The sequence below is a fragment of the Streptomyces sp. NPDC048248 genome (assembly GCF_043201875.1).
GTDB lineage: Bacteria > Actinomycetota > Actinomycetes > Streptomycetales > Streptomycetaceae > Streptomyces.
In genome coordinates, this window is sequence record NZ_JBICZL010000002.1 from 338,994 (window position 1) to 351,462 (window position 12,469).

The 12,469-nt window shown below is 72.1% G+C and carries 12 protein-coding genes and 1 tRNA gene; 6 read left to right on the top strand and 7 right to left on the bottom strand.

Going from position 1 to position 12,469, the window contains the following annotated elements:
* The first annotated feature begins 150 nt into the window (after nt 1–150).
* From ACGFZW_RS04680 to ACGFZW_RS04700, 5 genes are all read left to right on the top strand, one after another.
* Nucleotides 151–483 (top strand): DUF427 domain-containing protein, encoded by a 333-nt coding sequence (locus ACGFZW_RS04680; protein ID WP_393891560.1) that lies wholly within the window; start codon nt 151–153, stop codon nt 481–483.
* 136 nt (nt 484–619) lie between these two features.
* A complete protein-coding gene (locus tag ACGFZW_RS04685) occupies nt 620–1,564 on the top strand; it encodes a metallophosphoesterase family protein (RefSeq protein WP_393891561.1) in 945 nt (314 codons plus the stop codon).
* 32 nt (nt 1,565–1,596) lie between these two features.
* Nucleotides 1,597–2,850, top strand: coding sequence for an MFS transporter (locus ACGFZW_RS04690; RefSeq protein ID WP_393891562.1), 1,254 nt, complete (start codon nt 1,597–1,599; stop codon nt 2,848–2,850).
* Nucleotides 2,847–3,959, top strand: a complete 1,113-nt coding sequence (locus tag ACGFZW_RS04695) for a TolB family protein (protein ID WP_393891563.1) — start codon at nt 2,847–2,849, stop codon at nt 3,957–3,959. The genes ACGFZW_RS04690 and ACGFZW_RS04695 overlap by 4 nt, the downstream gene beginning before the upstream one ends.
* A 276-nt stretch (nt 3,960–4,235) precedes the next feature.
* Complete coding sequence (locus ACGFZW_RS04700; RefSeq protein ID WP_393891818.1) at nt 4,236–4,805, top strand: DUF309 domain-containing protein; 570 nt, start codon at nt 4,236–4,238, stop codon at nt 4,803–4,805.
* Nucleotides 4,806–4,861: 56 nt separating this feature from the next.
* Here the strand turns inward: ACGFZW_RS04700 and ACGFZW_RS04705 are convergent, their stop codons facing one another.
* The 6 genes from ACGFZW_RS04705 to ACGFZW_RS04730 all read right to left on the bottom strand — a co-directional run bounded on the left by ACGFZW_RS04705 (nt 4,862) and on the right by ACGFZW_RS04730 (nt 10,864).
* The gene (locus ACGFZW_RS04705; protein WP_393891564.1) at nt 4,862–6,034 is read right to left on the bottom strand and encodes a D-alanyl-D-alanine carboxypeptidase family protein; all 1,173 of its coding nucleotides are present in this window, start codon (nt 6,032–6,034) and stop codon (nt 4,862–4,864) included.
* Nucleotides 6,035–6,232: 198 nt separating this feature from the next.
* On the bottom strand, nt 6,233–7,492 hold the full coding sequence (locus ACGFZW_RS04710; protein WP_393891565.1) for a cytochrome P450: 1,260 nt from the start codon (nt 7,490–7,492) through the stop codon (nt 6,233–6,235).
* 178 nt (nt 7,493–7,670) lie between these two features.
* A complete protein-coding gene (locus ACGFZW_RS04715) occupies nt 7,671–8,891 on the bottom strand; it encodes an MAB_1171c family putative transporter (RefSeq protein WP_393891566.1) in 1,221 nt (406 codons plus the stop codon).
* Nucleotides 8,884–9,537 carry a hypothetical protein gene (locus ACGFZW_RS04720; RefSeq protein ID WP_393891819.1) on the bottom strand — a complete coding sequence of 218 codons (654 nt, stop codon included), beginning with the start codon at nt 9,535–9,537 and terminating at the stop codon, nt 8,884–8,886. The genes ACGFZW_RS04715 and ACGFZW_RS04720 overlap by 8 nt, the downstream gene beginning before the upstream one ends.
* Before the next feature lie 79 nt (nt 9,538–9,616).
* The gene (locus tag ACGFZW_RS04725) at nt 9,617–10,105 is read right to left on the bottom strand and encodes a helix-turn-helix domain-containing protein (RefSeq protein WP_393891567.1); all 489 of its coding nucleotides are present in this window, start codon (nt 10,103–10,105) and stop codon (nt 9,617–9,619) included.
* A 685-nt stretch (nt 10,106–10,790) separates the two neighbouring features.
* Nucleotides 10,791–10,864, bottom strand: a tRNA-Pro gene (locus ACGFZW_RS04730).
* Between the two features lie 165 nt (nt 10,865–11,029).
* Here ACGFZW_RS04730 and ACGFZW_RS04735 point away from each other — a divergent pair.
* Nucleotides 11,030–11,323 carry a YiaA/YiaB family inner membrane protein gene (locus tag ACGFZW_RS04735; protein WP_393891568.1) on the top strand — a complete coding sequence of 98 codons (294 nt, stop codon included), beginning with the start codon at nt 11,030–11,032 and terminating at the stop codon, nt 11,321–11,323.
* A 131-nt stretch (nt 11,324–11,454) separates the two neighbouring features.
* Here ACGFZW_RS04735 and ACGFZW_RS04740 read toward each other — a convergent pair whose 3' ends face one another.
* Nucleotides 11,455–12,378: an alpha/beta fold hydrolase gene (locus tag ACGFZW_RS04740; protein WP_393891569.1), complete on the bottom strand. Its 924-nt coding sequence runs from the start codon at nt 12,376–12,378 to the stop codon at nt 11,455–11,457.
* Nucleotides 12,379–12,469 lie beyond the last annotated feature (91 nt).

Consider the following 12,469-nt stretch of genomic DNA (forward strand, 5'->3'; position numbering starts at 1 on the left):
CGCGCGGGGGCGGGGGGGGGCGGGGCGGGTGGCGGGGGGGGGGGGGGGGGGGGGGGGGGGGGGGGGGCCCCCCCCCCCCCCCCCCCCCCCCCCCCGCCCGGTGCGATCCTGGGAAGCAAGCCTTTCACCGCCGAGCGAGGAGCGACGATCGTGGCAGCCGGACGAGGACACCGCATCGAGATCACGCAAGGCACCGACCACCTCCGCATCGAGATCGAGGGCCGGCTGCTGGCGGAGAGCTCCCGCCCGCTCCTGCTGACCGAGACCGGCTATCCGGTGCGGTACTACCTGCCACCGCAGGACGTGAGGACCGAGCTGCTGACGCCGTCCGAGACGCACACGTTCTGCCCCTTCAAGGGCACCGCCTCCTACTGGTCACTCGCCGGCGGCCCGCAGGACATCGCGTGGGCCTACCCTGAGCCGCATCCCGAGGTGGCGCAGATCAAGGATCACTTCTGCTTCCACACCGCCCCCGAGGCGTAGAAGCCCGGCGGCACGACAGGGCGGGGCGTCAGGTTAGGAAAGCTTCCTAACCATGACACGAGATGTTCTTGACGCGTACATGATCGCCCGTCAGGATTCCTCGGGACGGCTCCCCACGCCGACCCAGGAGACGGATATGACGCCCACCCCCCGCGCCAAGAAGGCTCTGCTCAACCCCCGCTCAGGGGTACCCGCCGCGGGTGCGGCCCTCGCGCTCGTCGGCGGCGTGCTGCTCTGGTCGCCGGCCGGCCGCGCGGACGCCGCCTCCGACCGCGCACGCGGCGCCGGATTCACCGTCGTGGCCGCGGGCGACATCGCCGAGCGGTGCACCGCCGACGACAGCGAGTGCGAGCACCCCCGAACGGCTGCGCTGGTGCGGCAGATCAACCCCGCGTTCGTCCTGACCATGGGCGACAACCAGTACGACGACGCCCGGCTCAAGGACTTCACGAGGTACTACGACACGAGCTGGGGCACGTTCAAGAGCAAGACGCACCCCGCCCCGGGCAACCACGAGACCTACGACCCGGCCGGCGAACTCGCGGGCTACAAGGCGTACTTCGGCTCCGTCGCCTTCCCCGACGGCAAGAGCTACTACAGCTTCGACCAGGACAACTGGCACTTCGTCGCGCTGGACTCCAACTCCCTGGACAGCACGCAGCTCAACTGGCTCAAGGCCGACCTCGCCGCCAACTCCGGGAAGTGCGTCGCCGCCTACTGGCACCACCCCCTGTTCTCCTCCGGCGAGCACGGCAACGACCCCGTCAGCCGTCCGGTCTGGAAGATCCTGTACGACGCCAAGGCCGAGCTCGTCCTCAACGGCCACGACCACCACTACGAGCGCTTCGCGCCGCAGGACCCGGACGGCGACGCCGACCCGGCAGGTCTGGTCGAACTCCTCGGCGGCATGGGCGGCGCCAACCCGTACAAGATCGAAGAGGTGCAGCCGCACAGTGAGAAGAGGCTGACCGACACCTTCGGCGTGGTGAAGCTGAACTTCACCGACACCGGCTTCTCCTGGGACCTGGTGGGGGTCGACGGCGACACGAAGGACAGCAGCCCGTCCTACGAGTGCCACTGAGCCCGGCGGAACGGGACCCACGGGCCTGACCGATGTATCTCGCGACCACGGACGCGGCCGCGACGGCGACACGGGTGGCGCGCGGCCGCGTCGGCGGGCCGGTACTGGCCCTCGGCGCGGTCAGCCTCGTCACCGACATCTCCTCGGAGATGGTCACCGCCGTGCTCCCGCTCTACTTCGTCCTCCAACTCGGCCTCTCACCACTCCAGTTCGGCTTCCTCGACGGCCTGTACAACGGCGTCACCGCGCTGGTACGACTGCTGGGCGGGCATGCGGCGGACCGCGGCGGACGGCACAAACTCGTCGCCGGGTCCGGCTACGCGCTTTCCGCACTGTCCCGCCTCGGCCTGCTGCTCGCGGGCGGCGGCACCGTCGGCATCGGCGCCTCGCTCGCCGCGGACCGTATCGGCAAGGGCGTGCGCACCGCCCCGCGCGACGCGCTCATCTCGCTCAGCGCACCACCGGACGCGCTCGGCCGGGCCTTCGGCGTGCACCGCGCCATGGACACCACGGGCGCCCTGCTCGGGCCGCTCGCCGCCTTCGCCCTGCTGTGGCTCACCGCGGACGCCTACGACGCGGTGTTCGTCGTGAGCTTCTGCGTCGGGCTGCTCGGCGTCCTGCTGCTGATCGCCTTCGTGCCCGGCCGGGCCGCGCTCCCCGTCCACCAGCCGGTACCACCCGCGCCCGGCCAGCGGGTACGGCTGCTCGCGCCGCTGCGCGACCCCGCGTTCCGCCGCGTCTTCACCGCGGCGGCGCTGCTCGGCTCGGCGACCATCGGCGACGCCTTCCTCTATCTGCTGCTGCAACGCCGGCTGGACTTCGCGGTGAGCTGGTTCCCGCTGCTCCCGCTCGGCGCCGCCGCGGTCTATCTGCTGCTCGCGGTGCCCGCCGGGCGGCTCGGTGACCGCATCGGCCGCCGGGTGCCCTTCCTGTGCGGGCACGCGGCTCTGCTGACCGGCTACCTCCTGCTGGCGACGACCGGCGCGGGCCCCGTCCTCCTGGTGGGCGTCCTGGTGTTGCTCGGGGTGTTCTACGCGGCCACCGACGGCGTGCTGATGGCGCTCGCCGGACCGGTACTGCCCGCCGCGCGACGCGCGAGCGGCATGGCGCTGCTCCAGACGGGCCAGGCGCTGTGCCGGCTGCTGGCGGCCGCCGGCTTCGGCGCCGCCTGGACGCTCTGGGACGCCCGCCCGGCGTTGATCGCGGCCATCGTCGCCCTGGCCTCGGCGCTGACCGCCGCCGTCGTCCTCCTCCCCCGCACGGAAAGGGCGCCCGCCCGCAAATGAATCCGCCGACCGGACCGACCCGCCCCGGCCTTCCCGCTCCGACGCAGCCCGACGAGGCACCGGGGCCGCCCCGGCCGGCCAGGCTGTCGCTGCGCGCCCGGATCGCCGCCGTGGCCGTCGCCGCCGTGGTCCTGACCACCGTCGCCGTCGGCTACACCATGCGCGCCGCCCGGCACGCCGAGCCCGCCGACACCGCCTCCGCCTCCGCCTCCGCCTTCGGACTCGACCACGGCGCGCTGTACTTCCGCAGCACCGGCGCCGGATCGGGCAAGGTGGCGCGGCTGCCGGCACCGGCCGGCGGGCACCAGGCTCCTGCCGACGCTCCCGGGGCGGTCCGCCGGACCACCGGCGGCCCCGTCTGCGAGCGATTCCACGCGGCGGGCGGCACGGGTCTGTGTCTGCAGCGCCGCCCCGGCATCCCGCCGAAGTCGTACGCCGTCGTCCTGGACCGGCGGCTGCGCGAGAAGCGGCGCATCGCCCTCACCGGCATCCCCAACCGGGCCCGGGTCTCGGCCTCCGGCCGGATGGTGTCCTGGACGATGTTCGCCACCGGCGACTCCTACGCCACGACCGCCTTCTCCACCCGCACCTCGATCCTGGACACCCGTACCGGCTACCTCGTCAAGAACATGGAGGAGATCCCGCTGACCCTCGGCGGCCGGCGCTACCACTCGCCCGACGTCAACTACTGGGGCGTCAGCTTCGCCCGCGACGACAACCGCTTCTACGCGACCGTCTCGACGAAGAGGAAGACCTATCTCGTCGAGGGCGATATGCGGACCTGGTCGGCGCACACCGTCCGCGAGAACGTCGAGTGTCCGTCCCTCTCCCCCGACAACACCCGCCTCGCGTTCAAGAAGCGGGTCCGCGGTGGCGCCACCGCTCCCTGGCGGCTGTACGTCCTGGACCTGCGCACCCTGCGCGAGCGCCCGCTCGCCGAGACCCGCAGCGTCGACGACCAGGCGGCCTGGCTGGACGACCGCACCCTTGCCTACGCCCTGCCGGGACGCGACGGCAGGGCCTCCGACATCTGGACCGTCCCGGCGGACGGCGGCGGCGCCCCGTCCCTGCGCGTCCCGGACGCCTCCTCGCCGGTTCGCCTCCCCTAGGGCGTGTCCGAATCGGCCCCCCTTACGACGCGGGCACGGCCCGCGGCGCACAATCGAAGGGTGAGCGACGCGGAGGAAGCCCAGGGCAAGGCCGGTGCGCACGACGCAGCGGCGGACGACACGCAGCGCCCCCCGATGGCGCCGGGCCGGGAGGAGGGCGGCGATCCGGCCTGTTGGCTGGACCAGGTGTGTGATGCCTGCGGCAAGATCCGCGAGCGGCCCGACAGCGAGGTGTGCGAGCACTGTGGCGCGGGCACCGACGAAGGCGGCCAAGCCGTGGCCACCGGCGAGGAGGCCGGACCCGAGTCCGCTCCCACCCGCGGCGGCCCCGGCCGACCCGCGGGCGGCAGGGACCGTGACGAGGAGGGGCGGGCCCGCAACGCCCGTCCGCGTGACGGACTCGGCCGCCCACTGCCGTACGGCTCCCCCGGCGTGGCACGGCAGCCGGAGGGTGTGCCGCGTACGCCCGGGGAATCGCTGACCGAGGCGCAGCGGCTGCTCGACGCGGGAATGCCGTTCCACGCGCACGAAGTGCTGGAAGACGCCTGGAAGGCGGCGCCCGAGGAAGAGCGCGAGCTGTGGCGCGGGCTCGCGCAGCTAGCGGTGGGCCTCACCCATGCGGCGCGCGGCAATGTCTCCGGCGCCGCGGCCCTGCTCGACCGGGGCGCGTCGGCGATCAGACCCTATGCCGAGGAACCGCCGTACGGCATCGGCATCGGCGAACTGATCTCCTGGGCGAGCGAATTGACCGGACGCCTGAGCGGTCCGGTACCGGCGGCCGAGACGGCGCCACGCCTGCGCCCCGCGGGCGGCGGGGCCGGGGCCGGCCCCGACACCCGCGGATGACGTCCGGCTCCGCGCCCGCGGATGACGTCCGGCTCCGCGCCCGCGGAGCCGGACGCCTACGAGGTTCCTCCCGGCGGTGTGGTGCGGCCGCGACCGCGGAGCCGCAGGAGGAACACGGCACCCGCCGCCAGTGCCGCGGAGCCCGCTCCGTAGGCCCACGGTGCGAGGGCCGAGTACCAGGTGCCTCGGGAGCCGATGTCGGTGGCCCCGGCGTTCACCTGGCCGGGGCCGGCGCCGTGGGCGTAGGCGGCGTGCTGGGCGTGCACGATGTGCAGCGAGTCGACGGGACGCGCCTTCTTTGCGCTGCTGAAGCCCCAGTCGAGCAGCGAACGGGCTTCGGTGTAGACGGCGTTGGTCGCCTTGGACTGCGGATTGAGGACGGTCACCACGAGCGTGCGGCCGCCTCTGCGGGCGGCCGCGATCAGCGTGTTGCCGGCGTTGGTGGTGTAGCCGTTCTTGACGCCGATGATGCCGGGGTAGCGGGTCAGGCCGTGCGAGCCGACCAGCAGACGGTTGGTGTTCTCGATCTCGGTGGTGCCGTTCGGGCCCGGGAATTGAGCACGTGCGGTGGAGCAGTAGGTGGCGAAGTCCTCGTTGGCGAGCCCTGCCCGCGCGAAGATGGTCAGGTCGTGCGCCGAGGACACCTGGCCCGGGGCGTCGTAGCCGTCCGGCGACTTCACGGTGGTGTCCCGGGCGCCCAGTTTGCGGGCGGTCCGCTGCATTTCCCGGGCGGTGGCGTCCCAGCCGCCGTTCATCGCGGCCAGTACGTGCACCGCGTCATTGCCGGAGCGCAGGAAGACTCCCTGCCACAGGTCGGCGACCTTGTAGCGCTTGCCCTTGCGGATACCGACCAGACTGCTGCCCGCGCCGATGCCCTCCAGGTCACCCGCGCTGACCTGACGGACCGAACCGGCCGCGAACTTCGGCAGCACGGTGAGCGCGAACAGCGTCTTGAGAGTGCTGGCGGGGGCCAGCTTGCGGTGGGCGTCCTTGGCCGCCAGCACATCGCCGCTGTCGGCGTCGGCCACGGTCCAGGCCCGGGCGGACAGGCCCTGGGGAAGGTCGGGGGCGTCGGGGGTGATCTGCACCTCGGCCCGGACCGGGGTGGCCTGACGGGCCGCCCGCCCTTCCGGCTGGGCCACGGCTGGTATGGAGGTCAGGGAGACAGCGGCGGTGGCGATCAGGGCGAGCGCACCGGCCTTCTTGGACGAGAGAGCGTCAATTGCCATGCCGTCACGCTAAGAAGGGCGACCGCCGCCCGCAGCGCAGGTGCGCCAGACGGACGAAGCGCCTCGCTCCGCCCCGGCGTGTCGCGTCTGCAAAGAAGGACCCGCCCGGTGCGACGGGGGATGCACACCGGGCGGGCTCAATGACCTTTCTACCGCATCAGGGAACGGTTATGCCTCAAATCTTTGTTCGTTTTCGGATTACCAGGCCACGGGGAGCGAAATCAGGCCACGCGCGCGCAGGGTCCGCCGATGCCGCAGATCCGCTCGTGGGACGTCCAGCCGCAGGCCGGGGAAGCGCCTGATGAGGGCGCCGAGCGCGATCTCGGTCTCCATCCGGGCCAGCGCCGCACCGAGGCAGCGGTGGATGCCGTGACCCAGCGCGAGGTGCCCGGAGACGTCCCGGCCGGGGTCCAGAGCGCCCGGCTCGGGGAAGCGTTCCGGGTCACGGTTCGCGGAAGCGATCGAAAGCAGCACGGTCTCCCCGGCCGGGATGCGTACGCCGCCGATGGTCAGATCCTCGGTGGGGAAACGGCGGATGGCGAGCGGCGCCGGGCCGTCGTGACGCATGAACTCCTCGATGAAAGAGGGGAGTTCGTTCGCATCGCGGCGCAGTCGGTCGCACAGCTCCGGCTGGTCGAGCAGGGCGAGCGTGGCGTTGCCGATGAGGTGGACGGAGTTCTCGTATCCCGCGAACAGGATGAGGAATGCCAGGGAGGTCAGCTCGTCCTCGGTGAGCCGGTCACCGGGCCCGGCCGCTCCGGAGAAGTCTTGATCCATTCCCTCCCGCTCCGCTGCCGATTCCTCACGCACCGCGATCAGATCCGAGAGCAGGTCGTTGCCCGGCTCGGCGCGCTTGGTGGCGATCAGTGCGGTGAAGAACGCCAGCATGGCCCCGATCGCCTCCTTCATCAGGTGCGGCCGGGTGGGGTCGGGAGTGATGAGGGCGTCCGTCCAGGCCCGGAAGTCGCGCCGGTCGCGCTCCGGGACACCGAGCAGATCGCAGATCACCGCGATCGGCAGCGGCCCCGCGTAGGCGGCGATCACATCGGCGCGGCCCCGCGCCTGCATGGCGTCCAGCAGTTCGTCGGCGATACGCCCGACAGGCCCACGCAGGGCCTCCACCCGTCTCGGTGTGAAGGCCCTGGCCACCAGGCGCCGTACCCTCGTGTGGTCCGGCGGGTCCATGTTCAGCAGGTTGGCCTCCAGCGCGGGCGGCAGGGAGAAACCGCGGTAACTCCCCTGCGCCGCATGGCGCTTGTCCAGTGAGAGCCGTGGATCGGCGAAGGCACTGCGGACGTCGTCGTAGCGGGTGACCAGCCAGGCGGGCTGCCCGTCGGGGCCGGTGATGCGGTGGACGGGGCCGGCCTCGCGGAGCTCCGCGTACGCGCTGTGGGGATCGTCGAGGAGGGGCGTCACGTCGATGGGGGCGTCGGTGCCGGACTCGGCGGTGTTCTGCATGAGGTCCGACTCTAGACGCGGCCCGCACCTGCCCGGGTGCGCGGGGCCGGGCCCGGATCGGTGCGGGGAGGGACGTTCGGAACGGGGCGGCGCCCACCCGTAAGGGCAGGCGCCGCCCCGGATAACGCGGGTGGCCCGGACCCCCGTGCCGGGCCACCCCCGTCCGTGCAGCGGCTGTTCAGCCGCGGACCATGGCGCTGCGCTGCCGCAGCTCGGTGAGCACCGTTTCCACCAGCGGCGAGTGGTAGACGTCCGCCACCAGCGCCAAGTGCTCGTATTCGTCGGCCGGTTCGACCGGCTCGCCGCCCTTGTCGACCACCACGCTGTCGGCGCCGAGGGCGGGAACATGGCCCACCGAGCGGTTCTCCAGCCCGCGCCGCAGCGCGGCGGCCTCGGCGACGGCCGCCAGCTGGCGGTCGTCCAGCGAGACGGTGCGGGCCCGCTCCCGGGCGACGTCGACGGCGTCGGTCTCCACGAAGCTGCGGATACCGCGCTGGACGTCGCGGATCTCCGCCATCTGCCGGTTGGCCCGCCACTCCAGGTCGGCGAACGGCCACCGCACCGACCACGCCGAGCTCTCCATGGTGACCTCGGGGCTCTGGGCGGTGACGGTCCGCCAGAGCGGGGAGAGCCGGCGCAGCCGCCGCCAGGCCGCGGCGCGGGGCCCGGCGGCCGGCAGCGCGAAGCCGGCGAGGACCAGCAGCGCCGCCACCGAGGCGCTCAACGGGGCCACACCGTTGGAGAGCCAGAGTGCTTCGTGGCCCGCCCAGGACAGCGCGAAGCCGATCACCTTGCAGGCGCAGTAGACCAGACCGAGCCAGCAGCCCGCCGCCAGGATCCGCAGGCCGCGCGCCAGCCACGAGCCGCCGAGCCGGGCGGCGTAGCGGGGGCACAGAGTGCCGAGGCCCGCCAGGCTGGAGCCGAAGATGGCCACATACAGCACCAGGAAGAGCATGACTCCGGGTGAGTCGGTGTAGGCGGTGCTGAAGTCGCGGGGGTGTTCGACGGCGTCCGGTCGCCCGACCGCGAAGCCGGTGACGGCCACCGCCCACAGGACGGCGACCCCGCCGACGGCGGCGCGTGCCCGGGAGCGGGCGCGGGCGCGCGCGGCCTCGCCGTCGCCGGCCGTCCAGCGCAGCAGCAGCACCAGGGCTCCGGCGGCGAACACCACGACGGAGGAGTAGAGGAAGACCATGGCGAGGTTGGCCACGCCGACCAGCCGGTCGAACCCGCGGTAGAGGCTGGGCGCGGAGAAGAGGAAGACCGTCGCGACTCCGGCTGTCATCACACAGGCGAGCCCCAGGTCGGCGTTGCCGCGGTCCTTGAACCACGCGACGGCCTTGTACGCGACGATCGCCCACGCGGCCGCCCCGAAGCCGAGATAGATGAGGTCAAACACGCGGTCCCCCGTCCTCGGCCGGGCCGAGGTCAGCGCTGCCGTCACCCTCCGCGACGGCGTCCACTGCGCCGCCGGCGCTTTCCGCGTCCGCCGGGACGTCCGGACCGTCCTGCCGGCGCCGGATGTGCTGCAGTGCGGGGCCGAGGGCAGCCGCAAGCTCGGCCGCCTGCCCCTCCAGGGGGAGCTCGCGTTCCCCGGCCGACGGCACCACCCGCTCCATCAGCAGCGTGCCCAGCACCTCGGTCTCCCGCTCGGCGAGCTTGTCGTAGCCGTGGTGGCGGGCGAAGCCCATCGTCAGGCCCATCCGCCGCATCGCGGTGGCGACATCGACCGACGGCGTCCACATCCGCAGCGCGTCCTCGGTGACGGCCGGGTCCTGGCCGTGTCCGAGCAGCAGGTGACTCAACTCGTGCAGCACGATGTGCGCCTGGTGCCACGGAGAGGTCCGCAGTTCGAAGAAGACCCAGTAGGCGTCGTCGGTGGCCGCCGTCATTCCGGAGACCACGCCGCCCAGGCTCATCGGCACCATGTGGACGGGCCGTTCGACGCGCGTCGCGACGATGTCGCACATCCCCCGCAGATCGGTCGAGGCGGGCAGCTCCAGTTCCTTGATGAGCTGCTTGCACCGCCTGCGTATCTGCCCCACTCGCATGCTCGTTCCGCCCTCGTCTCCGTTCCGCCGCCACGCGTAGAAGATCTGATCGCGCTCGGCGGTCCCCACCAGCTCACTCGCCACTCTGATCACCACCGTGCTCCGGCAGCTCGGCCGGCAGGTTCATCTGCTGCCGGAACTGGGAGATGATCGTCGTCAGACTGTCCTGCACCTCCGGCGGCAGCCCGACCGAGCGCAGCGCGATGGCGCGCACCCGCGAGTCCCGCATGGCGGCGAGGAAGCGGACCTCCTCCTCCACCCGGGCCGCCTGCGGCTGCGAGAGGTCCCCCAGCAGGTAACCGACCGGTACCGCGAAGAACTTGGCGAGCGCGCGCAGCAGCTCCGGACTCGGGTTCGTCCGCCGGCCGTTGCGCAGCATCGACAGATACTGCTCGGTCACCCTGGCCCCGCCGTACTCCTGCGTCCCGCCGCTGATCTCCTCGGCCACAAAGGCGTTGGTATACGGAGCGCCGGGCGGGTGCATGTTCGCGAAGAGATGATTGAGCCGTTCCGCGAGCGCGCTGCCCGTCGTCCCGGGCCCGCCCTCGCCCCCCACAGTCATGCCCACCGTCCCTCGGACTCCCACGCTTCGAACCGACGCCGCACCCCTGGTCCCCAGAGCACTCGCCGGGATGGCGGTCCCGTCGGTCGCGCCCAACGCGCAGTTAAGGCAACCGGAACCGCCTCACTCATCCTTTCATGTGAGGAACACGCTGCACCAGTCCACATACGGACAGTGAGAGGGGGCGAACTTAACCGGGAGTTGAGCACCGCACGGACGGCCGTACGACCCAACGGCAGCCGCCGAAGGGCGGAATGCGAGCCCGGCGGACCAGGGCCGGCTGGGTGCGGAACGTCGCACGGTCGCGGCGGAATTGCCGAAGGTGGCGCACTCGACCACCTTCGCCTGCGGCTCGGGCGCATCGGCGTCATGGGCGTCGCCACCCCGGCAGGGCCGGTGGCGCAGGCAGTCCCCATGGTCGGGTTTGTCGCGAACACGCCACGAAAACGGTGGCCGAATCCCTGCGCTTCCGGCCCCTCGGGCCGGGCCATGCGTCGGCAGGGGAGGCAAGCAGGGCGAGGCGACGGCGTCGCCCGGCCACGTCGGCCGGTTCGGGCGAAGAGCGCATCGGGGGCGAGTGGCGCCTTGAGGTACGAACAACGGCCACTCCCCACAGGGAGCGATCAACCTACGTCAAAGGCCGCTTCCCATAATGGGAAACGGCCTTTGACCTACAGAAACAACGTCGGGACGACAGGATTTGAACCTGCGACCCCTTGACCCCCAGTCAAGTGCGCTACCAAGCTGCGCCACGTCCCGTTGCCTCGCTCCGGCCGGGAAATCCCGGACCGACCGCGCACGAGAACAATACCGCATGTCAGAGGGTGGGTGCTGCCATATCCGGACGGAGCGCGGCGTCGGGGGCCGGCGAGGATGAGTACCTGTACTCATGCGGCGCAGTCACCGCCCCGCCACGCTACGCGCATGACTACTCCATCGATTCAGCGGCCGACGACCACGGCCTTCTTCGTCCAGGCCGCGATCTCCTTCGGGCTGTCGCTGGCGGCCCTGATGATCGGGATCATGAAGCTTCCGGTGGGTCCCTGGGAGCGCGGGTTCCTCGCGCTGGGTCTGGTCTTCGTGGTGTCCTCGGCGTTCACGCTGGCCAAGTGCGTACGCGACCGGCAGGAGGTCGAAGAGGTGACCAACCGGGTCGACAAGGCCCGTATCGACAAGATCCTCATCGAACAGGACGTCTTCAAGCCCGGCCAGATCTGACCGCGGCGGGCCGGGAGGACGGCGCACTTCGGGGCCATGCACCGCCAGGCGTGTGCCCCCGAGCTCCGCCCGGCCCCCGGACCCCGCCGCGAGAGGCCCCGCCCCCGGGACGGCGGCCGTACGGCGGTGCTTCAGACGTGCTTGTCGAGCCAGGCGCGAAGATCCTCCTGGACCTCGTCCCGATTGGTCTCGTTGAGGATCTCGTGGCGGGCCTCCGGGTAGCCCTTCCAGGTCAGGTCGCGGGTGCCGAGGTAGCGGAAATCCTCCAGCAGTTCGAAGACCAGGGTCATCCCCTGGTGGCAGGGATCCTGGTCGCCCACGGCGATGTGGACGGGCAGCCCACGGGGGATGCGGGCGAGGTGGGCGGGGTCGTTGAGCTTGCGGATGGCGCGCACCCAGTCGATGACGAGGCCCGCGCAGAACGGGAAGCCGCAGTCGTCGTCGGCGGCGTAGCGGTCCACCTCGGCCGGATCGCGGGAGAGCCATTCGAAGCCGGTGCGATGGGGGAACGCGTCGTTGAAGGAGCTGAAGGTGCGCGGAATGAAGCCGGACAGGGCGGTGCGGCCCCGCTCGGCGATCTCCGCCTCCAGCTCGGCGACGGCCGTGTCGATCTCCGTGCCGGGCAGCGTGCGGAAGGTGCCGGTGAGGATGAGTCCGGCGAGGTCGGCGCCGTACTCCTGCGCGTAGTCGCGGGCCAGCATCGAGCCCATGCTGTGGCCGAGGAGGACGAGCGGCACGCCGGGGTGTGCGGCGGCCGCGTGGTCGCCGATGGCCTTGAGGTCGGCGACGATCGCACGCCAGGCGTCCGCTCCGACCACACCGCGGCCCCCGGTGGATGCCGCGGTGGCTCCGTGGCCACGGTGGTCGGAGGCGATCACGCCGTAGCCGTGACCGGCCAGGAAGCGCGCGAAGCGGTCGTAGCGCCTGCCGTGCTCCGCGGCGCCGTGGGCGATCTGCACCAGGGCGCGCGGCCGGCCGGATTCCGGAAGCCAGGTGTAGGTGGCGATGCCGGCCCCGTCGGGGGCGTGGTGGAAGTCCTGCTGCATGGCCTGCATGGCGTCGGTCTCCTGACTGCCGGGCGTGGCTGACTGGTCGTCGATAGCGGTCCGCGCCCACTCTCTCCCTCGCGGTGACGGTGCGCCAAGG

What these genes read in the sequence shown, in the direction of transcription:
- ACGFZW_RS04685 (WP_393891561.1), top strand. Translation starts at nt 620, where the DNA reads ATGACGCCCACCCCCCGCGCCAAGAAGGCTCTGCTCAACCCCCGCTCA.
- ACGFZW_RS04690 (WP_393891562.1), top strand. Translation starts at nt 1,597, where the DNA reads ATGTATCTCGCGACCACGGACGCGGCCGCGACGGCGACACGGGTGGCG.
- ACGFZW_RS04695 (WP_393891563.1), top strand. Translation starts at nt 2,847, where the DNA reads ATGAATCCGCCGACCGGACCGACCCGCCCCGGCCTTCCCGCTCCGACG.
- ACGFZW_RS04705 (WP_393891564.1), bottom strand. Translation starts at nt 6,034, where the DNA reads ATGGCAATTGACGCTCTCTCGTCCAAGAAGGCCGGTGCGCTCGCCCTG.
- ACGFZW_RS04710 (WP_393891565.1), bottom strand. Translation starts at nt 7,492, where the DNA reads ATGCAGAACACCGCCGAGTCCGGCACCGACGCCCCCATCGACGTGACG.
- ACGFZW_RS04725 (WP_393891567.1), bottom strand. Translation starts at nt 10,105, where the DNA reads ATGACTGTGGGGGGCGAGGGCGGGCCCGGGACGACGGGCAGCGCGCTC.
- ACGFZW_RS04735 (WP_393891568.1), top strand. Translation starts at nt 11,030, where the DNA reads ATGACTACTCCATCGATTCAGCGGCCGACGACCACGGCCTTCTTCGTC.
- ACGFZW_RS04740 (WP_393891569.1), bottom strand. Translation starts at nt 12,378, where the DNA reads ATGCAGGCCATGCAGCAGGACTTCCACCACGCCCCCGACGGGGCCGGC.